This is a genomic window from Streptomyces sp. NPDC025833 (genome assembly GCF_055558055.1).
On the sequence record NZ_JBVHNF010000006.1, the window covers coordinates 304,478 to 326,451 of the forward strand.

General features: G+C 73.5%; 19 protein-coding genes. 18 read left to right on the forward strand and 1 reads right to left on the reverse strand.

The window, feature by feature from the left end:
• The first annotated feature begins 4 nt into the window (after window positions 1-4).
• The 12 genes from ACZ4K2_RS12910 (at window position 5) to ACZ4K2_RS12965 (ending at window position 14,976) form a co-directional block, all read left to right on the forward strand.
• Window positions 5-1,291: a dihydroorotase gene (locus tag ACZ4K2_RS12910; RefSeq protein WP_467473318.1), complete on the forward strand. Its 1,287-nt coding sequence runs from the start codon at window positions 5-7 to the stop codon at window positions 1,289-1,291.
• Window positions 1,288-1,848, forward strand: a complete 561-nt coding sequence (locus ACZ4K2_RS12915) for a PH-like domain-containing protein (protein WP_467473320.1) — start codon at window positions 1,288-1,290, stop codon at window positions 1,846-1,848. The genes ACZ4K2_RS12910 and ACZ4K2_RS12915 overlap by 4 nt, the downstream gene beginning before the upstream one ends.
• Complete coding sequence (gene carA / locus ACZ4K2_RS12920) at window positions 1,845-3,002, forward strand: glutamine-hydrolyzing carbamoyl-phosphate synthase small subunit (protein WP_467473323.1); 1,158 nt, start codon at window positions 1,845-1,847, stop codon at window positions 3,000-3,002. Before ACZ4K2_RS12915 ends, carA begins: the two co-directional genes overlap by 4 nt.
• Window positions 2,995-6,303: a carbamoyl-phosphate synthase large subunit gene (gene carB / locus ACZ4K2_RS12925; protein ID WP_467473325.1), complete on the forward strand. Its 3,309-nt coding sequence runs from the start codon at window positions 2,995-2,997 to the stop codon at window positions 6,301-6,303. The genes carA and carB overlap by 8 nt, the downstream gene beginning before the upstream one ends.
• A 71-nt stretch (window positions 6,304-6,374) precedes the next feature.
• On the forward strand, window positions 6,375-7,481 hold the full coding sequence (locus tag ACZ4K2_RS12930; protein ID WP_467473326.1) for a quinone-dependent dihydroorotate dehydrogenase: 1,107 nt from the start codon (window positions 6,375-6,377) through the stop codon (window positions 7,479-7,481).
• Window positions 7,478-8,323 (forward strand): orotidine-5'-phosphate decarboxylase, encoded by an 846-nt coding sequence (gene pyrF, locus ACZ4K2_RS12935; RefSeq protein WP_467473327.1) that lies wholly within the window; start codon window positions 7,478-7,480, stop codon window positions 8,321-8,323. Before ACZ4K2_RS12930 ends, pyrF begins: the two co-directional genes overlap by 4 nt.
• A 266-nt stretch (window positions 8,324-8,589) precedes the next feature.
• Window positions 8,590-8,913: an integration host factor gene (locus ACZ4K2_RS12940; protein ID WP_003977346.1), complete on the forward strand. Its 324-nt coding sequence runs from the start codon at window positions 8,590-8,592 to the stop codon at window positions 8,911-8,913.
• A 73-nt stretch (window positions 8,914-8,986) separates the two neighbouring features.
• Window positions 8,987-9,544 (forward strand): guanylate kinase, encoded by a 558-nt coding sequence (gmk, locus tag ACZ4K2_RS12945; RefSeq protein ID WP_467473329.1) that lies wholly within the window; start codon window positions 8,987-8,989, stop codon window positions 9,542-9,544.
• Window positions 9,545-9,597: 53 nt separating this feature from the next.
• Window positions 9,598-9,870, forward strand: a complete 273-nt coding sequence (gene rpoZ / locus ACZ4K2_RS12950; RefSeq protein ID WP_003982715.1) for a DNA-directed RNA polymerase subunit omega — start codon at window positions 9,598-9,600, stop codon at window positions 9,868-9,870.
• A 126-nt stretch (window positions 9,871-9,996) separates the two neighbouring features.
• Window positions 9,997-11,199 carry a bifunctional phosphopantothenoylcysteine decarboxylase/phosphopantothenate--cysteine ligase CoaBC gene (coaBC, locus tag ACZ4K2_RS12955; protein ID WP_467473330.1) on the forward strand — a complete coding sequence of 401 codons (1,203 nt, stop codon included), beginning with the start codon at window positions 9,997-9,999 and terminating at the stop codon, window positions 11,197-11,199.
• Window positions 11,200-11,447: 248 nt separating this feature from the next.
• Window positions 11,448-12,656: a methionine adenosyltransferase gene (metK, locus tag ACZ4K2_RS12960; RefSeq protein WP_467473332.1), complete on the forward strand. Its 1,209-nt coding sequence runs from the start codon at window positions 11,448-11,450 to the stop codon at window positions 12,654-12,656.
• 160 nt (window positions 12,657-12,816) lie between these two features.
• Complete coding sequence (locus tag ACZ4K2_RS12965; RefSeq protein ID WP_467473333.1) at window positions 12,817-14,976, forward strand: primosomal protein N'; 2,160 nt, start codon at window positions 12,817-12,819, stop codon at window positions 14,974-14,976.
• Window positions 14,977-15,841: 865 nt separating this feature from the next.
• Here the strand turns inward: ACZ4K2_RS12965 and ACZ4K2_RS12970 are convergent.
• Window positions 15,842-16,384 (reverse strand): hypothetical protein, encoded by a 543-nt coding sequence (locus tag ACZ4K2_RS12970; protein WP_467473334.1) that lies wholly within the window; start codon window positions 16,382-16,384, stop codon window positions 15,842-15,844.
• A gap of 320 nt (window positions 16,385-16,704) precedes the next feature.
• Between ACZ4K2_RS12970 and fmt the strand changes: the two genes are divergently transcribed.
• The 6 genes from fmt to ACZ4K2_RS13000 all read left to right on the forward strand — a co-directional run bounded on the left by fmt (window position 16,705) and on the right by ACZ4K2_RS13000 (window position 21,902).
• Complete coding sequence (gene fmt / locus ACZ4K2_RS12975; RefSeq protein ID WP_467473336.1) at window positions 16,705-17,637, forward strand: methionyl-tRNA formyltransferase; 933 nt, start codon at window positions 16,705-16,707, stop codon at window positions 17,635-17,637.
• A gap of 80 nt (window positions 17,638-17,717) precedes the next feature.
• Window positions 17,718-19,136 (forward strand): RsmB/NOP family class I SAM-dependent RNA methyltransferase, encoded by a 1,419-nt coding sequence (locus ACZ4K2_RS12980; protein WP_467473337.1) that lies wholly within the window; start codon window positions 17,718-17,720, stop codon window positions 19,134-19,136.
• A gap of 127 nt (window positions 19,137-19,263) precedes the next feature.
• A complete protein-coding gene (rpe, locus tag ACZ4K2_RS12985) occupies window positions 19,264-19,950 on the forward strand; it encodes a ribulose-phosphate 3-epimerase (RefSeq protein WP_467473338.1) in 687 nt (228 codons plus the stop codon).
• A 90-nt stretch (window positions 19,951-20,040) separates the two neighbouring features.
• Window positions 20,041-21,084, forward strand: coding sequence for a sugar-binding transcriptional regulator (locus ACZ4K2_RS12990; RefSeq protein WP_467473339.1), 1,044 nt, complete (start codon window positions 20,041-20,043; stop codon window positions 21,082-21,084).
• A 51-nt stretch (window positions 21,085-21,135) separates the two neighbouring features.
• Window positions 21,136-21,576 (forward strand): guanyl-specific ribonuclease, encoded by a 441-nt coding sequence (locus tag ACZ4K2_RS12995; protein WP_467473341.1) that lies wholly within the window; start codon window positions 21,136-21,138, stop codon window positions 21,574-21,576.
• Window positions 21,573-21,902: a barstar family protein gene (locus tag ACZ4K2_RS13000; RefSeq protein ID WP_467473342.1), complete on the forward strand. Its 330-nt coding sequence runs from the start codon at window positions 21,573-21,575 to the stop codon at window positions 21,900-21,902. Before ACZ4K2_RS12995 ends, ACZ4K2_RS13000 begins: the two co-directional genes overlap by 4 nt.
• Window positions 21,903-21,974: the final 72 nt, after the last annotated feature.

A 21,974-nucleotide genomic window follows, 5' to 3' on the forward strand; every position in this document is an offset into this window, starting at 1 on the left:
AACCATGAGCAAGATCCTGATCCGTGGTGCGAAGGTGCTCGGCGGTGCGCCGCAGGACGTCCTGATCGACGGCGAGACCATCGCGGAGGTGGGTACCGGCCTGTCCGCCGAGGTCGTCGAGGTCGTCGAGGCCGAGGGCAGGGTGCTGCTGCCGGGCCTGGTCGACCTGCACACCCACCTGCGCGAGCCGGGCCGGGAGGACTCCGAGACCGTCCTCACCGGCACCCGCGCGGCGGCGAGCGGCGGCTACACGGCCGTCTTCGCCATGGCCAACACCTTCCCCGTCGCCGACACCGCGGGCGTGGTCGAGCAGGTCTACCGCCTCGGGCGGGAGCACGGCTACTGCGACGTGCAGCCCATCGGCGCCGTCACCGTCGGCCTGGAGGGCCGCAAGCTCGCCGAGCTGGGCGCGATGCACGAGTCCGCCGCCGGCGTCACCGTCTTCTCCGACGACGGCAAGTGCGTCGACGACGCGGTGATCATGCGTCGCGCGCTGGAGTACGTGAAGGCGTTCGGCGGAGTCGTCGCCCAGCACGCCCAGGAGCCCCGGCTCACCGAGGGCGCCCAGATGAACGAGGGCGTCGTCTCCGCCGAGCTGGGCCTGGGCGGCTGGCCGGCCGTCGCCGAGGAGTCGATCATCGCGCGGGACGTCCTGCTCGCCGAGCACGTGGACTCCCGCGTCCACATCTGCCACCTGTCCACCGCCGGCTCGGTGGAGATCGTCCGCTGGGCCAAGTCCCGCGGCATCCGGGTCACCGCCGAGGTCACCCCCCACCACCTGCTCCTCACCGACGAGCTGGTGCGCACGTACAACCCCGTCTACAAGGTCAACCCGCCGCTGCGCACCGAGCGCGACGTCATGGCGCTGCGCGAGGCGCTCGCCGACGGCACGATCGACATCGTCGCCACCGACCACGCCCCGCACCCGCACGAGGACAAGGACTGCGAGTGGGCCGCCGCCGCCATGGGGATGGTCGGCCTGGAGACGGCGCTGTCGGTGGTCCAGGAGACCATGGTCGACACGGGCCTGCTGGACTGGGCCGGCGTCGCCGACCGGATGTCCGCCCGGCCGGCGCGGATCGGGCAGGCCACCGGGCACGGACGTCCCGTCTCGGCAGGTGAGCCCGCCAACCTCACCCTGGTCGACACGGCATACCGTGGCCGGGTGGACCCCGCGGACTTCGCCTCGCGCAGCCGCAACACCCCCTACCAGGGGCGTGAGCTGCCGGGCCGTGTGACGCACACGTGGCTGCGGGGCAGGGCCACGCTCGTCGACGGGAAGCTCACGTGACACCTGTAATCCTGCTGGCCGAGGCGGAGAAGTCGGCCGAGGTCACCGACTGGGGGGCCCGGATCGGCTGGCTCGTCGGGCTGGCCCTGTTCATCGCGCTGGTCTACTGGCTGATGCGCGAGGGCTGGAAGTGGCGCGGCACCCTCCAGAGCGACCTGCCCGCGCTGCCCGCCGCGCCCGAGGAGAGCGGCCCGGTGAGACTGGGCATGAGCGGTCGCTACCACGGCTCCACCACGGCCGGGCAGTGGCTGGACCGCATCGTGGCCCACGGCCTGGGCACCCGCAGCCGGGCCGAGCTCACCCTGACCGACGAGGGCCTCCACGTCGAGCGCCCCGGAGCGGCCGACTTCTTCGTCCCCACGGCCGCCCTGCGCGGCGCCCGGCTGGACAAGGGCATCGCCGGCAAGGTCCTCACCGAGGACGGGCTGCTGGTGGTGACCTGGGCGCACGGCGGCAGACTGATCGACTCCGGCTTCCGCTCCGACCACGCGGCCGAGCACGCCGAGTGGGTCGACACCCTGAACAAGATGACCAACGACACGGAAGGCGCACGATGACGACCTCCACCAGGGGAAGCTCCTCGCAGAGGAAGACGGTGCTTCCCGCCGTACTCGTCCTGGAGGACGGCCGCACCTTCCGCGGCCGCGCCTACGGGGCCGTGGGGGAGACCTTCGGCGAGGCCGTGTTCTCCACCGGCATGACCGGCTACCAGGAGACCCTCACCGACCCGTCGTACGACCGCCAGATCGTCGTCGCGACCGCCCCGCAGATCGGCAACACCGGCTGGAACGACGAGGACGACGAGTCGGGCCGCATCTGGGTCTCCGGCTACGTCGTGCGCGACCCCGCGCGCGTGCCCTCCAACTGGCGCTCCCGGCGCTCCCTGGACGACGAGCTGGAGCGCCAGGGCGTGGTCGGCATCGCCGGCATAGACACCCGCGCCCTCACCCGCCACCTGCGCGAGCGCGGCTCGATGCGCGCCGGCATCTTCTCCGGCGAGGCGGTCGCCCCCGAGGCGGAGCTGCTGGCGCGGGTGCAGGCCCAGCCGCACATGAAGGGCGCGAGCCTCTACGAGGAGGTCGCGACCAAGGAGGCGTACGTCGTCCCCGCGGTCGGCGAGAAGCGCTTCACGGTCGCCGCCATCGACCTCGGCATCAAGGGCATGACCCCGCACCGCATGGCCGAGCGCGGCATAGAGGTCCACGTCCTGCCCGCCACCGCCACGGCCGACGAGGTCTACGCGGTGGAGCCGGACGGCGTGTTCTTCTCCAACGGCCCCGGCGACCCGGCCACCGCCGACGGCCCGGTCGCGCTGATGACCGCCGTCCTCGAGCGCCGGACCCCGCTGTTCGGCATCTGCTTCGGCAACCAGATCCTCGGCCGCGCGCTCGGTTTCGGCACCTACAAGCTGAAGTACGGCCACCGGGGCATCAACCAGCCGGTCCAGGACCGTACGACCGGCAAGGTCGAGGTCACCGCGCACAACCACGGCTTCGCCGTGGACGCGCCGCTCGACAAGGTCAGCGAGACGAAGTTCGGCCGCGCCGAGGTCTCGCACGTCTGCCTGAACGACGACGTCGTGGAGGGGCTCCAGCTGCTCGACCAGCCGGCCTTCTCCGTCCAGTACCACCCCGAAGCGGCAGCGGGCCCCCACGACGCCGCCTACCTGTTCGACCGCTTCGTTTCCCTGATGGAGGGCCAGCGTGCCTAAGCGCACCGATATCCAGTCCGTCCTGGTCATCGGCTCCGGCCCGATCGTCATCGGCCAGGCCGCCGAGTTCGACTACTCCGGCACCCAGGCGTGCCGCGTCCTCAAGGCCGAGGGCCTGCGCGTCGTCCTCGTCAACTCCAACCCGGCGACGATCATGACCGACCCGGAGATCGCCGACGCCACCTACGTCGAGCCGATCACCCCCGAGTTCGTCGAGAAGATCATCGCCAAGGAGCGCCCGGACGCCCTGCTGCCCACCCTGGGCGGCCAGACGGCCCTGAACACCGCGATCTCGCTGCACGAGAACGGCGTTCTGGAGAAGTACGGCGTCGAGCTGATCGGCGCCAAGCCCGAGGCGATCCACAAGGGCGAGGACCGCGACCTGTTCAAGGGCGTCGTGGAGGAGGTCCGCAGGAAGACCGGCCACGGCGAGTCCGCCCGCTCGGTCATCTGCCACTCCATGGACGACGTCCTCGCGGGCGTCGAGACCCTCGGCGGCTACCCGGTCGTCGTCCGCCCCTCCTTCACCATGGGCGGCGCCGGCTCCGGCTTCGCGCACGACGAGGAGGAGCTGCGCCGCATCGCCGGCCAGGGCCTGACGCTCTCCCCGACCACCGAGGTGCTCCTGGAGGAGTCCATCCTCGGCTGGAAGGAGTACGAGCTGGAGCTGATGCGCGACAAGAACGACAACGTCGTGGTCGTCTGCTCCATCGAGAACTTCGACCCGATGGGTGTGCACACCGGTGACTCGATCACCGTCGCGCCCGCGATGACGCTCACCGACCGCGAGTACCAGATCCTGCGCGACATCGGCATCGCCGTGATCCGCGAGGTCGGCGTCGACACCGGCGGCTGCAACATCCAGTTCGCGGTGGACCCCGAGGACGGCCGCGTGATCGTCATCGAGATGAACCCGCGCGTCTCCCGGTCCTCCGCGCTCGCCTCCAAGGCCACCGGCTTCCCGATCGCCAAGATCGCCGCCAAGCTGGCCGTCGGCTACACGCTGGACGAGATCCCGAACGACATCACGCAGGAGACCCCGGCCTCCTTCGAGCCCACGCTCGACTACGTGGTCGTCAAGGCCCCCCGGTTCGCCTTCGAGAAGTTCCCGCAGGCCGACTCCACGCTGACCACCACCATGAAGTCGGTCGGCGAGGCCATGGCCATCGGCCGCAACTTCCCCGAGGCCTTCCAGAAGGCGCTGCGCTCGCTGGAGAAGAAGGGCAGCCAGTTCACCTTCGTCGGCGAGCCCGGCGACAAGGAGGCGCTGCTGCGCGAGGCGGTCCGCCCCACCGACGGCCGGATCAACACCGTCATGCAGGCCATCCGGGCCGGCGCCACCCCCGAGGAGGTCTTCGCGTACACGAGGATCGACCCGTGGTTCGTGGACCAGCTCTTCCTGATCAAGGAGATCGCGGACGAGCTGGCCGAGGCGTCCGAGCTGACCGCCGGCCTGCTCGCCGAGGCCAAGCGGCACGGCTTCTCCGACCAGCAGATCGGCGAGATCCGCGGCCTGCGCGAGGACGTCGTCCGCGAGGTCCGGCACGCCCTCGGCATCCGCCCGGTCTACAAGACGGTCGACACCTGCGCCGCCGAGTTCGCCGCGAAGACGCCGTACTTCTACTCGGCCTACGACGAGGAGACCGAGGTCGCGCGCCGCGAGAAGCCGGCCGTCATCATCCTCGGCTCCGGCCCCAACCGCATCGGCCAGGGCATCGAGTTCGACTACTCCTGCGTCCACGCCTCCTTCGCGCTGTCCGACGCCGGGTACGAGACCGTGATGGTCAACTGCAACCCGGAGACCGTCTCCACCGACTACGACACCTCCGACCGGCTGTACTTCGAGCCGCTCACGCTGGAGGACGTGCTGGAGATCGTCCACGCCGAGCAGCAGGCCGGCCCGGTCGCGGGCGTGATCGTCCAGCTCGGCGGCCAGACCCCGCTCGGCCTCTCGCAGGCCCTGAAGGACAACGGCGTACCGGTCGTCGGCACGTCCCCCGAGGCCATCCACGCGGCCGAGGACCGGGGCGCGTTCGGGCGGGTCCTCGCCGAGGCGGGCCTGCCCGCGCCCAAGCACGGCACGGCCACCACCTTCGCGGAGGCCAAGGCCATCGCCGACGAGATCGGCTACCCGGTCCTGGTCCGGCCCTCGTACGTGCTCGGCGGACGCGGCATGGAGATCGTCTACGACGAGACCCGCCTCGCCGCCTACATCGCCGAGTCGACCGAGATCAGCCCCTCCCGGCCGGTCCTCGTCGACCGCTTCCTCGACGACGCGATCGAGATCGACGTCGACGCCCTCTACGACGGCGAGGAGCTGTACCTCGGCGGTGTCATGGAGCACATCGAGGAGGCCGGCATCCACTCCGGTGACTCGGCGTGCGCCCTGCCCCCGATCACCCTCGGCGGCTTCGACATCAAGCGGCTGCGCGCCTCCACCGAGGCCATCGCCAAGGGCGTCGGCGTGCGCGGCCTGATCAACATCCAGTTCGCGATGGCCGGCGACATCCTCTACGTCCTGGAGGCCAACCCGCGCGCCTCCCGCACGGTCCCCTTCACCTCGAAGGCGACCGCGGTGCCGCTCGCCAAGGCCGCCGCCCGCATCTCGCTGGGCGCGACCGTCGCCGAACTGCGCGCCGAGGGCCTGCTGCCGAAGAACGGCGACGGCGGCGAGCTGCCGCTGGACGCGCCGATCTCCGTCAAGGAGGCGGTCATGCCGTGGTCGCGGTTCCGCGACATCCAGGGCCGCGGCGTCGACACGGTCCTCGGCCCGGAGATGCGCTCCACCGGCGAGGTCATGGGCATCGACTCGGTCTTCGGCACGGCCTACGCCAAGTCGCAGGCGGGTGCCTACGGCCCGCTGCCCACCAAGGGCCGCGCCTTCATCTCTGTCGCCAACCGCGACAAGCGCTCGATGATCTTCCCGGCGCGCGAGCTGGTCGCCCACGGCTTCGAGCTGCTCGCCACCTCCGGCACCGCCGAGGTCCTCAAGCGCAACGGCATCCACGCCACCGTCGTGCGCAAGCAGTCCGAGGGCACCGGCCCGAACGGCGAGCGGACCATCGTCCAGCTCATCCACGACGGCGAGGTCGACCTCATCGTCAACACCCCGTACGGCACCGGCGGCCGCCTCGACGGCTACGACATCCGTACGGCGGCGGTGGCCCGCTCCGTGCCGTGCCTGACGACCGTCCAGGCGCTCGCCGCGGCCGTCCAGGGCATCGACGCCCTCACCCACGGGGACGTGGGCGTCCGCTCGCTCCAGGAGCACGCCGAGCACCTGACCGCGGCCCGCGACTAGCAGCCGGCCACAGAGGGGGACACCGGAACCGGTGTCCCCCTCCGCATGAGGCTTGACGAGGACAGAGAGACATGTACGAGCTTTTCTTCCGCCTGGTGTTCCGGCGGATGGACCCGGAGAAGGCCCACCACCTCGCCTTCCGCTGGATCCGCCGGGCCGTCCGGATCCCCGTGCTGCGCACCTTCGCCGCCGCCGCGCTCGCCCCCCGCTACAAGGAGCTGCGCACCGAGGCGTTCGGGCTGCGGATGCACGGCCCGTTCGGGCTCGCCGCCGGCTTCGACAAGAACGCCGTCGCGATCGACGGGATGGCGATGCTGGGCTTCGACCACGTCGAGATCGGCACGGTCACCGGCGAACCCCAGCCGGGCAACCCCCGCAAGCGGCTGTTCCGGCTGGTCGCCGACCGGGCGCTGATCAACCGCATGGGCTTCAACAACGACGGCTCGCTCACCGTGGCGGCCCGGCTGGCCACCCGCGAGCCGGTCTTCCGGACCGTCGTCGGCGTCAACATCGGCAAGACCAAGGTGGTCCCGGAGGCGGAGGCCGTCGCCGACTACGTGAAGTCCGCCGAGCGGCTCGCGCCGTACGCCGACTACCTGGTCGTGAACGTCTCCTCGCCGAACACGCCCGGCCTGCGCAACCTCCAGGCGACCGAGGCGCTGCGGCCGCTGCTGACCGCCGTGCGCGAGGCCGCCGACCGCACGGTCGCCCACCGGCGCGTCCCGCTACTGGTGAAGATCGCCCCGGACCTCGCCGACGAGGACGTCGACGCCGTCGCCGACCTCGCCGTGGAGCTGGGCCTGGACGGCATCATCGCCACCAACACCACCATCGCGCGCGAGGGGCTCGGCCTGAGGTCGGCCTCCGCGCTGGTGGGGGAGACCGGCGGCCTGTCCGGCGCCCCGCTCAAGGAGCGGTCCCTGGAGGTCCTGCGCCGCCTGTACGCGCGCGTGGGCGACCGGATCACGCTCGTGGGCGTCGGCGGCGTCGAGACCGCCGAGGACGCCTGGCAGCGGATCCTGGCCGGTGCCACGCTGGTCCAGGGCTACAGCGCCTTCGTCTACGAGGGCCCGTTCTGGTGCCGCTCCGTCCACAAGGGACTGGCCGCGCGCCTGCGCACCAGCCCGTACGCCACCCTCGCCGACGCGGTCGGCGCCGACGTGAGGAAGCCCGCATGAGCCCGCTGGAGCCCTTCGGCGCCCGGCTGCGCCGCGCCATGGACGAGCGCGGCCCGCTGTGCGTCGGCATCGACCCGCACGCCGCCCTGCTCGCCGAGTGGGGCCTGGCCGACGACGTCGCCGGTCTGGAGCGGTTCAGCCGCACGGTCGTCGAGGCCGTGGCCGGCCGGGTCGCCGTCCTGAAGCCGCAGAGCGCCTTCTTCGAGCGGTTCGGCTCCCGGGGCCTGGCCGTGCTGGAGAAGTCGGTCCAGGAGGCGCGGGCGGCCGGCGCCCTGGTCGTGATGGACGCCAAGCGCGGCGACATCGGCTCGACCATGGCCGCCTACGCCGAGTCGTTCCTGCACCCCGACGCCCCGCTGTTCTCCGACGCCCTGACCGTCTCGCCGTACCTCGGCTACGGCTCGCTCCGCCCGGCCGTCGACCTGGCCCGGGAGAGCGGGGCCGGCCTGTTCGTGCTGGCGCTGACCTCGAACCCGGAGGGCGGCGAGGTGCAGCACGCCCTCCGCGCGGACGGCAGGACCGTCGGCGCGACCATGCTGGCCCACCTGGCGGCCGAGAACGCGGGGGAGGAGCCGCTGGGCTCCTTCGGCGCGGTGGTCGGCGCCACGCTCGGCGACCTGTCCTCCTACGACCTGGACGTCAACGGACCGCTCCTCGCCCCCGGCATCGGCGCCCAGGGCGCGACCCCCGCCGATCTCCCCGGGGTGTTCGGCGCGGCCGTGCGCAACGTGGTGCCCAACGTCAGCCGGGGTGTCCTGCGTCACGGTCCCGACGTCAGCGCGCTGCGCGGGGCGGCCGAGCGGTTCGCGGAGGAGATCCGGACGGCCGTCGCGGCCTCCTGAACGCCCATCGCCTGCTCGGCTGAGCGGTGCCGCGCCAATTTGAGCGCGCGGAGTGGTGCGCGTCCCGGGCGATATGCCTGAATTGTCCGGCCTGGCAGAGGCTGACCAGGACTTTTCCGCTGTTCTCGCTGACTCTGGAGGAGTAGCCCGCTAGTCTCCGAGCAGAGGGAACGGACGAGCGTGTTGCTCGTGGCTCCCCAGGTGTGGGGCGACTAGGTTCCTCACCGGTCCGTATCCGACAGTTCGACATCCGAGGTGACGTAGGCGTGGCTCTTCCGCCCCTTACCCCTGAACAGCGCGCAGCCGCGCTCGAAAAGGCCGCCGCGGCTCGCCGGGAGCGGGCCGAGGTCAAGAATCGACTCAAGCACTCCGGCGCCTCCCTGCACGAGGTCATCAAGCAGGGCCAGGAAAACGACGTCATCGGCAAGATGAAGGTCTCGGCGCTGCTCGAGTCCCTGCCGGGCGTGGGCAAGGTCCGCGCCAAGCAGATCATGGAGCGTCTGGGCATCTCCGAGAGCCGTCGTGTGCGCGGTCTCGGATCCAACCAGATCGCCTCCCTGGAGCGTGAGTTCGGCAGCACCGGCTCCTGACTCCGGCTCCCCGCGCGAGCGGGAATCGGACGGGGCGTCCCGGGCACTCCGGGATTGCTGGAATAATCGCTGCATGAGTGAACGTCCGCGGCTGACCGTGCTCTCCGGCCCCTCGGGGGTCGGCAAGAGCACGGTCGTCGCCCATATGCGCAAGGAACACCCCGACGTCTGGCTCTCGGTGTCGGCGACCACCCGCACGCCGCGCCCCGGTGAGCAGCACGGTGTCCACTACTTCTTCGTCACCGACGAGGAGATGGACAAGCTGATCGCCAACGGCGAGCTGCTGGAGTGGGCCGAGTTCGCCGGCAACCGGTACGGCACGCCCCGCGCGGCCGTGCTGGAGCGGCTGGAGAACGGCGAGCCCGTGCTGCTGGAGATCGACCTCCAGGGGGCCCGGCAGGTCCGCGAGTCGATGACGGACGCCCAGCTCGTGTTCCTGGCCCCGCCCTCCTGGGAGGAGCTGGTGCGCAGGCTGACCGGCCGGGGGACCGAGCCGCCCGAGGTCATCGAGCGCCGCCTGGAGGCTGCGACGACGGAACTGGCGGCCGAGCCGGAGTTCGACGTCACCCTGGTGAACACCTCCGTCGAGGACGTGGCCCGCGAGCTGCTAGCCTTGATGGACATGGTGTGATCGTGACTGTGATCACGATGATCGAATCTTTTCCATCCATCGGAAGGTAGAGCGTGTCCTCTTCCATCACCGCGCCCGAGGGCATCATCAACCCGCCGATCGACGAGCTTCTCGAGGCGACCGACTCGAAGTACAGCCTCGTGATCTACGCGGCCAAGCGTGCGCGCCAGATCAACGCGTACTACTCGCAGCTCGGTGAGGGCCTCCTGGAGTACGTCGGTCCGCTCGTCGACACCCACGTGCACGAGAAGCCGCTCTCCATCGCCCTGCGCGAGATCAACGCCGGTCTGCTGACCTCCGAGGCCGTCGAGGGCCCCGCGCAGTAGTCGTTCGGATCGCGGTCGACTCATCCACGGGCCCGGCAGTCACACTGCCGGGCCCGTGGTGTGTCATGGAGTCGTACGTTTCGAGTCGTACGGTTCGCGTCGAGGTTTCGAGTCCGGGGAGACACGGTGGACAAGCCGAGGGTCGTGCTGGGGGTCAGCGGTGGCATCGCCGCCTACAAGGCCTGTGAGCTGCTGCGGAGGTTCACGGAGTCGGGCCACGACGTCCGCGTCGTGCCCACCGCCTCCGCGCTGCATTTCGTCGGCGCCGCCACCTGGTCCGCGCTCTCGGGCAACCCGGTGTCCACCGAGGTCTGGGACGGCGTCCACGAGGTGCCGCACGTCCGCATCGGCCAGCACGCCGACCTGGTGGTCGTCGCCCCGGCCACCGCGGACATGCTCGCCAAGGCCGCCCACGGCCTCGCCGACGACCTCCTCACCAACACGCTCCTCACCGCCCGCTGCCCGGTGGTCTTCGCCCCGGCGATGCACACCGAGATGTGGGAGCACCCCGCCACCCAGGAGAACGTGGCCACGCTGCGCCGCCGCGGCGCCGTGGTCGTCGAGCCCGCCGTGGGCCGCCTCACCGGCGTCGACACCGGCAAGGGCCGGCTGCCGGACCCGGGGGAGATCTTCGAGGTCTGCCGCCGGGTGCTGGCCCGCGGCACCGGCGCGCCCGACCTGGCCGGACGGCACGTCGTCGTCTCCGCCGGCGGCACCCGCGAGCCGCTCGACCCGGTCCGCTTCCTCGGCAACCGCTCCTCCGGCAAGCAGGGCTACGCCCTCGCCCGCACCGCCGCGGCCCGCGGCGCCCGGGTGACCCTCGTCTCGGCCAACGCGGGCCTGCCCGACCCGGCGGGCGTGGACGTCGTCCGGGCCGGCACGGCCGTGCAGCTGCGCGAGGCCGTCCTGAAGGCCGCGGCGGACGCCGACGCCGTGGTCATGGCCGCCGCCGTCGCCGACTTCCGGCCGGCCGCCTACGCCACCGGGAAGATCAAGAAGAAGGACGGCCGGGACCCCGACCCGATCGTCCTGGTGCGAAATCCGGACATCCTCGCGGAGATCTCCGCCGATCGGGCCCGCGCCGGACAGGTGATCGTCGGCTTCGCCGCCGAGACCGACGACGTCCTCGCCAACGGCCGCGCCAAGCTCGCCCGCAAGGGCTGCGACCTTCTCGTGGTCAACGAGGTCGGCGAGCGCAAGACCTTCGGTTCCGAGGAGAACGAGGCCGTCGTGCTGGGTGCCGACGGCAGCGAGACCCCGGTGCCGTACGGCCCCAAGGAGGCCCTCGCCGACACGGTCTGGGACCTGGTCGTGGATCGGCTGGCCTAACGCCCGGCGCGTGATCGGGTGAACCCGGTGACGGCGCGCGCCCGGCTCAAATCGGGTGTGGCGGCTCTGGCCAAGGCCGCTCGCCATTGTGCAGAATGCCCGTGCCGCAGGTCACAGCGCTCCCGAGAGGCGAGACGGTGGCCCATCGGCCGAGTGCGACCGATAAACTGTTCACGGTCGACGCCGGGCGCAGCCCCGTGTCCTCCGCAAATGATCAGCCAGCAGCCGCTGCAACCACAGGGAGCGTTGTGTCCCGTCGCCTGTTCACCTCGGAGTCCGTGACCGAGGGTCACCCCGACAAGATCGCTGACCAGATCAGCGACACCATTCTCGACGCGCTTCTGCGCGAGGACCCGACCTCCCGGGTCGCCGTGGAGACGCTCATCACCACCGGCCTGGTGCACGTGGCCGGTGAGGTGACGACGAAGGCGTACGCGGACATCGCGACCCTCGTCCGCGGCAAGATCCTGGAGATCGGCTACGACTCCTCGAAGAAGGGCTTCGACGGTGCCTCCTGCGGCGTGTCGGTGTCCATCGGCGCGCAGTCCCCGGACATCGCGCAGGGTGTCGACACGGCGTACGAGAACCGGGTCGAGGGCGACGATGACGAGCTGGACCGGCAGGGTGCGGGCGACCAGGGCCTGATGTTCGGCTACGCGTCCGACGAGACGCCGACCCTGATGCCGCTGCCGGTCTTCCTCGCGCACCGCCTGTCCAAGCGGCTCTCCGAGGTCCGCAAGAACGGCACCATCCCCTACCTGCGCCCCGACGGCAAGACGCAGGTCACCATCGAGTACGACGGCGACAAGGCCGTCCGCCTCGACACGGTGGTCGTCTCCTCCCAGCACGCCTCCGACATCGACCTGGAGTCGCTGCTCGCGCCCGACATCCGCGAGTTCGTCGTGGAGCCGGAGCTGAAGGCGCTCCTGGACGAGGGCATCAAGCTGGACACCGAGGGCTACCGCCTGCTGGTCAACCCGACCGGCCGCTTCGAGATCGGCGGCCCGATGGGTGACGCCGGCCTGACCGGCCGCAAGATCATCATCGACACCTACGGCGGCATGGCCCGCCACGGCGGCGGCGCCTTCTCCGGCAAGGACCCGTCCAAGGTGGACCGCTCGGCTGCGTACGCGATGCGCTGGGTCGCCAAGAACGTCGTGGCGGCCGGCCTGGCCTCCCGCTGCGAGGTCCAGGTCGCCTACGCCATCGGCAAGGCCGAGCCGGTCGGTCTGTTCGTGGAGACCTTCGGCACCGCCAAGGTCGACTCCGAGCGGATCGAGAAGGCGATCGACGACGTCTTCGACCTCCGCCCGGCCGCGATCATCCGCGACCTCGACCTGCTCCGCCCGATCTACGCCCAGACGGCGGCGTACGGCCACTTCGGCCGCGAGCTGCCCGACTTCACCTGGGAGCGCACGGACCGCGTGGACGCCCTGCGCGCCGCCGCGGGCCTGTAGGCACCCGACCGCTCACCGAGGCCCGGCCCCCCCCGACGCGGGAGCCGGGCCTCGGCGTGTTCCGGGCCGGTCCCGGCCGGCCTCGCGTCCGATGCCGCTACGGTCCCGGAGGGTGCGGGCCGGACCGGCGTTGTCGGTCGCGTTTGGTAAGAATGCAAGCGTGAGCAGCGAGAACGGGGCGTCCCGAGGGGACGGGGACGGCGGGGCTGAGGGGGCGCCGCCGGAGCAGCTCGCGCTCATCCGGGAGAGCGTGCGCGAGGCCAAGGTGCCCCGCGCCAAGCCGCGCACCTGGCGGGGCGCTGCGCTCGCCGGGGAACTGCCCGTCGCCCGGGTCCTGGTCGACAAGGGCGTGCTGCACCTCGACCGGTACTTCGACTACGCCGTCCCCGAGGAACTGGACGCCGAGGCGCAGCCCGGTGTGCGGGTGCGGGTGCGGTTCGGGGCCGGGCGGCACCGGGTGCGCGAGGGACGCCGGGAAGGCGGCGGACTCGTCGACGGCTTCCTCGTCGAACGGCGGGCCGAGTCCGACTACTCCGGACCCCTGGCGGCGCTCGCCCAGGTCGTGTCGCCGGAGCGGGTGCTGAGCGAGGAACTGCTCGGCCTCGTCCGGGCCGTCGCCGACCGGTACGCGGGCAGCCTCGCCGACGTCCTGCAACTGGCCGTGCCCCCGCGCAGCGCCCGCGCCGAGCGGCGGACGTCCCCCGAACCGCTGCCACCGCCGAAGGCACCCGGACCCGGCTCCTGGACGCGCTACGAGCACGGTGGCGCCTTCCTCGACGCGCTGGCCGCCGGCGGGGCGCCCAGGGCCGTGTGGAACGCGCTGCCCGGGCCGCTGTGGAGCGAGGAGCTGGCCCGGGCCGTCGCCGCCACCCTCGCGTCCGGACGCGGCGCCCTCGTCGTCGTCCCGGACGGGCGGGCCGCCGCCCGCGTGGACGCCGCGCTGACCGCGCTGCTCGGGCCCGGCCGGCACGCGCTGCTCACCGCCGACGCCGGCCCCGAGAAGCGCTACGCGCAGTGGCTGGCCGTGCGGCGCGGCTCCGTGCACGCCGTCGTCGGGACCCGGGCGGCGATGTTCGCGCCGGTGCGCGACCTCGGGCTCGTCGCCGTCTGGGACGACGGGGACGACAGCCACAGCGAGCAGCACGCCCCGCAGCCGCACGCCCGGGACGTGCTCCTGCTGCGCGCCGCGCTGGACAAGTGCGCCTTCCTGCTGGGCGGCTGGAGCTGCACCGTGGAGGCCGCACAGCTCGTGGAGAGCGGCTGGGCCCGGCCCCTGCTCGCCGGGCGGGAGCAGGTGCGGCGCACCGCGCCCCTCGTCCGGACGGTCGGGGACGAGGACCTCGCGCGCGACGAGGCCGCCCGCGCCGCCCGGCTCCCCACGCTCGCCTGGCAGGCGGCCCGGGAGGGACTGCGGCACGGCCCGGTGCTGGTGCAGGTGCCCCGGCGGGGCTACGCGCCCCGCATGGCCTGCGCGCGGTGCCGGGAGCCCGCGCGGTGCCGGCACTGCTCGGGCCCGCTCGAAGGACAGGACGGGGGCGTCCTGCGCTGCGGGTGGTGCGGGCGCGAGGAGGGCGCCTGGCACTGCCCGGAGTGCGGCGGCTTCCGGCTGCGCGCCCAGGTCGTGGGGGCCCGCCGCACCGCCGAGGAGCTGGGGCGGGCCTTCCCCGCGGTGCCGGTGCGCACCTCGGGGCGCGAGCACGTGCTGGACACCGTCCCGGACGCGCCCGCGCTGGTGGTCAGCACACCGGGCGCGGAACCGGTCGCCGAGGGCGGCTACGCGGCGGCCCTGCTGCTGGACGGCTGGGCCATGCTCGTACGACCCGATCTGCGGGCCGGTGAGGACGCGCTGCGCCGGTGGATCGCGGCCGCCGCGCTGGTCCGGCCCCAGACCGAGGGGGGCACCGTGGTCGTGGTGGCCGAGCCGACCCTGCGGCCCGTACAGGCCCTGGTGCGCTGGGACCCCGTCGGGCACGCCGTGCGGGAACTGGCCGAGCGGGCCGAACTGGGCTTTCCGCCGGTGTCCCGGATGGCGGCCGTGTCCGGGCCGCCTGCGGCCGTCGCCGAGTTCCTGGAGGCGGTCGACCTGCCGCCGGACGCCGAACTGCTGGGGCCGGTACCGCTGCCACCCCCGCCACCGGGCCGGCCGCGCAGGCCCGGGGCGCCGCCGCCCGGTGAGCACTGGGAACGCGCGCTCATCCGGGTGCCGCCCGGCAGTGGCGCGGCGCTGGCCACCGCGCTGAAGACCGCGCAGGCCGCGCGGATGGCGCGGGGGAGCGGCGAGGCGGTACGGGTGCGGGTCGACCCACCGGACATCGGCTGAGCGCCGCCGGTCGCCGTCGCTATGGGCGCTGCGGGGGTGGGCGCGTGTCCGGGGCGCGGCCCGGCAGTGGGGTGGCGCTGGCTGTCGTGCTGAGGACCGTGCGGGGCGCGCGGGGCGCGGGGGAGTGGTGAGGCGGTGCGGGTGCGGGTTGGTCCGCTGGGCACCGGCTGAGCGCCGCCGGTCGCCGTCGCCGGGTCTGCCGGGTGTGTCCGGGTGCCGTCGCTCGGTGAGCTGCGGGGGTCCGGGGTGCGGCCCGGCAGTGGGGTGGCGCTGGCTGTCGTGCTGGGGACCGTGCGGGGCGCGGGGGGAGTGGTGAGGCGGTGCGAGTGCGCGGCGATCCGCTGGGCATCGGCTGGCCGTCGTCTGTCGCCGTCGCCGGGGCAGTCGCGCGGGTTCGGGGCGTGGCCCGGCAGCGGTGCGAGGCTGACCGCCGCGCGGATGGCGCGGAGTAGGTGCGGCTGTGAGGGCGCGGGTCGGTCCGCTGGACATCGGCTGAGCGCTGCCGGGCGCCGCTTGGGAGCGGGCGCCTGTCCGGGTGCCGTCCGGAAGTGGGGTGGCGCCGGCCGCCGTGGCCAAGACCGCCGCGCATCGAACCGCCGGACACGGCCGGCGAGCTGCTGGGGCTGGTACCGCCGCCGGGTCGGCAGCAGAGGACCGGGGCGCCGGCGGCCGGCGAGTACGGGGAGGGGGCGCTCGGCCGGGGGCCGCCCGGCAGCGGTGCCGTGCCGGCCGCGCATCGATCCGCCGGACGCGGCTGACCATGGTGCCGCCTCGTGGCCATGCGGGTCCGGGGGGCCGTTGCCCGGGCCCGGGTATGCGGCTGCCCTCCCGGGTACAGGCCGGGAGGGCGGCGGTGCGGGGGCCGTCAGCCGTTGCGCGGGCTCGGGAAGGCCGTCGGCCGGGGGTCCTCGCGCAGCGTCGGGCTGCCCGCGGTCGGCTGGGTGGGCATGGAGCGGGCCGCGGGGACCGTCGGCACGGCGGGGAGCCCCGCGTTCGCGCTGAGCGTGCGGGTGCCGGACGGTTCCGGGCTCCGCTCCGTCTCCGCGGCGGCCTGGGCCGCGGCGCGGCGGGCGCCGTAGCGGCGGTGCACCGCCTGTTTGGTGACCCCGAGGGCCGAGCCCACCGCGTCCCACGAGAAGCCCAGCGAGCGGTCGAAGTCCACGGCGGCCGTGACCAGGGTTTCGACGCTGTCCCGCAGTTCCTGGGCGAGGCGCACCGTCGGGGCGGGAGCGCGTCCGTAGACGACGAAGCCCGTGGAGGGGCCGGAGCGGCGCGGACGGTAGACGTTGCCCAGTTGGGCGGTGAGCGTGCGCAGCGCGTCCACCTGCCGGCGGACCCGCTCGATGTCCCGCACCAGCAAGTGCAGGCTGGCCCGGGCCTGGGCGTCGTGGGTTGCGTGGTCGGCCATGAACAAGCCTCTCGAACCGGCGTTGAAAGGAATCGGGCCGCGCGGGCGGTCCGGTGTGGTCAACTCTTTCTTGACCAACGCGCCTGTGCTCCGCTGGTCACGGGGTGGGGGCGTACGGAAATCCGCGTACGCCGGTCGCCCGGTCGCGCGCCGTGCCCGGTGCCGGAGGCGTCCCCCCGGTCCGCTCACCGCCCGTTCCCCGGCGGCCGTCGGCCCGGTCGGCCGGGCGGTCGGCGCGGGCGCTCGCCGTCGGCGTCCGCACGCCCGTGGTCATAGACTGGTGCGCCGCCCGCCCCCGCCCGAGAGGCCCGATCCCGCCCATGAAGCTCGTCTTCGCCGGCACCCCCGAGGTCGCCGTCCCCGCCCTGGACGCCCTGCTCGCCTCCGGGCGGCACGAGGTGGCCGCCGTCGTCACGCGGCCCGACGCACCGGCCGGGCGCGGGCGCAGGATGGTCGCCTCACCCGTGGCCCAGCGGGCGGAGGAGGCCGGCATCGAGATCCTCAAGCCCGTCAAGCCGCGCGACCCGGAGTTCCTGGCGCGGCTGCGGGAGATCGCCCCGGACTGCTGCCCCGTCGTCGCCTACGGCGCCCTGCTGCCGAAGGCCGCCCTGGACATCCCGGCCCACGGCTGGGTCAACCTGCACTTCTCCCTGCTGCCCGCCTGGCGCGGCGCCGCGCCCGTGCAGCACTCCCTGATGGCGGGCGACGAGATCACGGGTGCCTCCACCTTCCTCATCGAGGAGGGGCTCGACTCGGGGCCCGTCTACGGGACCGTGACCGAGGAGATCCGCCCCACCGACACCAGCGGCGACCTGCTGACCCGGCTCGCCCTCGCCGGCGCCGGGCTGCTCGCCGCCACCATGGACGGCATCGGGGACGGCACCCTGAAGGCCGTGCCGCAGCCCGCCGAGGGCGTCACCCTCGCGCCGAAGATCACCGTCGAGGACGCCCGGGTGGATTGGGCGGCGCCCGCGCTGCGCGTCGACCGGGTGGTGCGCGGCTGCACCCCGGCCCCCGGCGCCTGGACCACCTTCCGCGGCGAGCGGCTCAAGCTCATCCAGGTCAAGCCGGTGCCCGAGCGCACGGACCTCGCCCCCGGCGCGCTCGCGGCGGGCAAGAACAGCGTGCACGTGGGCACCGGTTCGTACGCCGTCGAGCTGCTGTGGGTGCAGGCCCAGGGCAAGAAGCCGATGCGGGCCGCCGACTGGGCGCGCGGGGTGCGCATCGCCGGGACCGAGACCCTCGGCGGCTGACGCCCCGGACGACGGGGGAGGGCCCGCGCCGACGTAGGCTGGAGGCGCATCCCCCTCTTCACACCCGGAGCACCTTTTTCGTGAGCGAGCAGTCCCGGCGGCCCCGCAAGCCCGCCAAGCCCTACCGCCGTCCTCAGAAGGACCCCGTCCGCATCCTGGCCTTCGAGGCGCTGCGCGCGGTGGACGAACGGGACGCGTACGCCAACCTCGTGCTGCCCCCGCTGCTGCGCAAGGCCCGCGAGAAGGGCGACTTCGACGCCCGGGACGCCGCCCTCGCCACCGAGCTGGTGTACGGCACGCTGCGCCGCCAGGGCACCTACGACGCCGTCATCGCCGCCTGCGTCGACCGGCCGCTGCGCGAGGTCGACCCGCCGGTGCTCGACGTGCTCGCCCTCGGCGCGCACCAACTGCTCGGCACGCGCATCCCCACCCACGCCGCCGTCTCCGCCTCCGTGGAACTGGCGCGCGTGGTGCTCGGCGACGGGCGCGCGAAGTTCGTCAACGCCGTCCTCCGCAAGATCGCCCAGGACGACCTCCAGGGCTGGCTGGAGAAGGTCGCGCCGCCCTACGACGAGGACCCCGAGGACCACCTCGCCGTCGTCCACTCGCACCCCCGCTGGGTCGTCTCGGCGCTCTGGGACTCCCTCGGCGGCGGCCGGGCCGGCATCGAGGAACTGCTGGCGGCGGACAACGAACGGCCCGAGGTGACGCTCGTCGCCCGGCCCGGCCGGGCCGGTACCGGGGAACTGCTGCGCGAGGACGCCGCCGTCCCCGGCCGCTGGTCGCCGTACGCCGTGCGGCTCGCCGAGGGCGGCGAACCCGGCGCGGTCGACGCCGTCCGCGAGGGACGGGCGGGCGTGCAGGACGAGGGCAGCCAGCTGGTCGCCCTTGCGCTCGCCAACGCCCCGCTGGACGGCCCGGACCGGACGTGGCTCGACGGATGCGCCGGACCCGGCGGCAAGGCCGCGCTGCTGGCCGCCCTCGCCGCCGAGCGCGGCGCCGCGCTGCTCGCCTCCGAGAAGCAGCCGCACCGGGCCGGGCTGGTCGCGAAGGCGCTGCACGGCAACCCGGGGCCGTACCAGGTCGTCGCGGCCGACGGCACCCGCCCGCCCTGGCGGCCCGGCTCCTTCGACCGGGTGCTGGTGGACGTCCCGTGCACCGGCCTCGGCGCGCTGCGCCGCCGCCCCGAGGCCCGCTGGCGCCGCCGCCCCGAGGACCTCGACAGCTTCGGCCCGCTCCAGCGCGCCCTGCTGGGCACGGCCCTGGACTCCGTGCGGGTCGGCGGGGTCGTCGGCTACGCCACCTGCTCCCCGCACCTGGCGGAGACCCGCGCCGTCGTGTCCGACGTCCTCGAGCAGCGCCCGGACACCGACCTGATCGACGCCCGCCCCCTCCTGCCCGGCGTACCGGACCTGGGCGAGGGACCCGACATCCAGCTCTGGCCCCACCTGCACGGCACGGACGCGATGTACCTGGCCCTGATCCGCCGGACCGCCTGACGCCGACCGGACAGCGCCCCCCCGCGGGGCGCGGGAACCCCGGCGGCCGGTCCCGCCGGGGCGCCCGCCGGGACCGGACCGTGGACCGCGGCTACAGCCCGGCGCGGCGGCATGGCAGGCTTGGGGCATGGCCGCGCAGATCAACCCCAGCATCCTGTCCGCCGACTTCGCCCGCCTCGCGGACGAGGCCGAGGCGGTCCGGGGCGCCGACTGGCTCCACGTCGACGTCATGGACAACCACTTCGTCCCGAACCTCACCCTCGGCGTGCCGGTGGTGGAGTCCCTGGCCCGTGCGACGGACACCCCGCTGGACTGCCACCTGATGATCGAGGACCCCGACCGGTGGGCCCCGCAGTACGTCGAGGCGGGGGCGTCGTCCGTCACCTTCCACGTGGAGGCCGCCGCCGCCCCGGTGCGGCTCGCCCGGGAGATCCGCGCGAAGGGCGCCCGCGCCTCCATGGCGCTGAAGCCCGCCACCCCGATCGAGCCGTTCGAGGACCTGCTGCCGGAACTCGACATGCTGCTGATCATGACGGTCGAGCCCGGCTTCGGCGGACAGGCGTTCCTCGACATCATGCTGCCGAAGATCCGCCGCACCCGCGAACTGATCGGCAAGCACGGCCTCCAGCTCTGGTTGCAGGTCGACGGCGGTGTCTCGGCCTCGACGATCGAGCGGTGCGCGGACGCCGGGGCGGACGTGTTCGTCGCCGGCTCGGCCGTCTACGGGGCGGAGGACCCGGCGGAGGCGGTGCGGGCCCTGCGCGGCCGGGCGGACGCGGCCACCACCAGGGCGAGCTGGGCATGCGACCACTGAGCCACAGGCAGGTGAACGGTTAAGAGAACGCCGCCCATCAGGGCGGATCAGCCGCGCCGGATCTGCAAGGATGAACGGCGAATCCAGAGTGTGAACAGCAGTGAGGAGATCGCCGTGTCGGGTATGTCGGCGGGCCGGTCAGCCATGCGGATGGGACCCGCTGAGCTGGTGCAGGCGGCGGCCATGGCCCGCCGCTTCTACCTCGAGGGCAAGTCCAAGATCCAGATCGCGGAGGAGTTCGGCGTCAGCCGCTTCAAGGTGGCCCGGGTCCTGGAGACGGCCCTCGAACGGGATCTCGTGCGCATCGAGATCCGTGTGCCGGCCGAACTGGACGCCGAGCGCTCCGACGCGCTGCGCGCCCGGTACGGCCTGAGGCACGCCGTCGTGGTCGAGTCCCCGGCCGAGGCCGAGGAGACGCCCGACCCCGAGAACCTCGGCGAGGTCGCCGCCGATCTGCTCGGCGAGCTCGTCAACGAGGGGGACGTGCTCGGACTGGCCTGGGGCCGGTCCACCATCCACATGGCGGCGGCGCTCGACCGGCTGCCGCCGTGCACGGTGGTGCAGCTCACGGGTGTGTACGACGCCGGGACCGCCGAGCGCGGTTCGGTGGAGGCGGTCCGCAGGGCCGCCCAGGTGTCCGGCGGTGACGCGCACCCCATCTACGCGCCGATGCTGCTGCCGGACACGGGCACCGCGGTGGCGCTGCGCAACCAGACCGGGATCGCCCGGGCCTTCGAGTACTTCGACAAGGTCACGGTCGCCTGCGTCTCCATCGGCTCCTGGGAGCCCGGCATCTCGACCGTGCACGACATGCTCAGCGACGAGGAGCGCGCGCACTACGCCTCGCTCGGCGTCGCCGCCGAGATGTCCGCGCACCTCTTCGACGCCGAGGGGCGCCGGATCGGGCGGGACCTGGGGGAGCGGTGCATCACGGTCAAGGCCGACCAGCTCCGCCGCGTCCCGGAGGTCGTGGCCATCGCGGGTGGCCAGCGCAAGGCCTCCGCGATCGACGCGGTGCTCCGCTCCGGACTGGTCACCAGCCTGGTGACCGACACCTCGGCGGCCGACTACCTGATGACGACGGGCCCGACGCCGAGGCCGGCGCTCAGCCGCGCGGACCCGGACGGGATCTGATCGCGGGAGGCGGTGTCGCCGGGCCGGGACGGCCGTGGCAGCATCGGCGCCATGCTGCTGCGGCCCGTTCCTCGTGCACCCGTCCGGTCCGTCGTCCCGCGGGTGCTCGCGGGGCTGCTGGTCTGCCTCTCCGTCCTGCTGGCGGGCTGCGCGTCGCCGGCGGACACCGGGACCGCTCCGGGCACCGCCCGGTCGACCCCGGCGTGGGCCGGGGGCCTGGCCGTGGTCCCGGAGTCCCGGCTGCCCGCCGAGGCCCGCAGGACCCTGGCCCTCGTCGACCGGGGCGGCCCCTTCCCGTACGCCAGGGACGGGGTGGTGTTCGGCAACCGCGAGCGGCACCTGCCCCGACAGCGGCGCGGCTACTACCACGAGTACACGGTGCCGACGCCCGGCTCGCGCGACCGCGGGGCCCGGCGCCTCGTCACCGGCGCGGGCGGGGAGACGTACTACACCGATGACCACTACGAATCGTTCCGGGCGGTGCTGAGATGAGCGAGGACCTGACCGGCCGCCTCGTGGTCGCGCTCGACCTGGGCGGTGTCACCGACAAGGCGGGGCTGATGGACCGCGCCGCCCGCGCCCTGGCGCTGCCCGACTGGTTCGGCCGCAACTGGGACGCGCTGGCCGACTCCCTGTCCGACCCCTCCGTCTGGCCCGGGGAGGCGGCGGAGCGGGGGCTGCTCCTCGTCGTGCGGGACTGGCAGGCGTACGCGCAGGCGCGGCCGGCGGAGTGGGAGACCGCCCGGGAGGTGTTCTCGGACGCCATGGACACCCTGCCGGCGCTGACCGTCGCCCTCGCACTCGGAGGATCCTCCTAAGGCCCGTCCGGCGGGCCTGGAGGATCTGTGGGGGCGGGACGGTCGCCCCGTCATGGGACAATGAAGTACGTG

Excerpts from the sequence above, each read along its gene's own strand:
- ACZ4K2_RS12930 (WP_467473326.1), top strand. The coding sequence starts at position 6,375 with ATGTACGAGCTTTTCTTCCGCCTGGTGTTCCGGCGGATGGACCCGGAG.
- ACZ4K2_RS12970 (WP_467473334.1), bottom strand. The coding sequence starts at position 16,384 with ATGGCCGACCACGCAACCCACGACGCCCAGGCCCGGGCCAGCCTGCAC.
- ACZ4K2_RS13000 (WP_467473342.1), top strand. The coding sequence starts at position 21,573 with ATGAGCGAGGACCTGACCGGCCGCCTCGTGGTCGCGCTCGACCTGGGC.
- rpe (WP_467473338.1), top strand. The coding sequence starts at position 19,264 with ATGGCCGCGCAGATCAACCCCAGCATCCTGTCCGCCGACTTCGCCCGC.
- fmt (WP_467473336.1), top strand. The coding sequence starts at position 16,705 with ATGAAGCTCGTCTTCGCCGGCACCCCCGAGGTCGCCGTCCCCGCCCTG.
- pyrF (WP_467473327.1), top strand. The coding sequence starts at position 7,478 with ATGAGCCCGCTGGAGCCCTTCGGCGCCCGGCTGCGCCGCGCCATGGAC.
- carA (WP_467473323.1), top strand. The coding sequence starts at position 1,845 with ATGACGACCTCCACCAGGGGAAGCTCCTCGCAGAGGAAGACGGTGCTT.
- gmk (WP_467473329.1), top strand. The coding sequence starts at position 8,987 with ATGAGTGAACGTCCGCGGCTGACCGTGCTCTCCGGCCCCTCGGGGGTC.
- ACZ4K2_RS12995 (WP_467473341.1), top strand. The coding sequence starts at position 21,136 with ATGCTGCTGCGGCCCGTTCCTCGTGCACCCGTCCGGTCCGTCGTCCCG.
- ACZ4K2_RS12910 (WP_467473318.1), top strand. The coding sequence starts at position 5 with ATGAGCAAGATCCTGATCCGTGGTGCGAAGGTGCTCGGCGGTGCGCCG.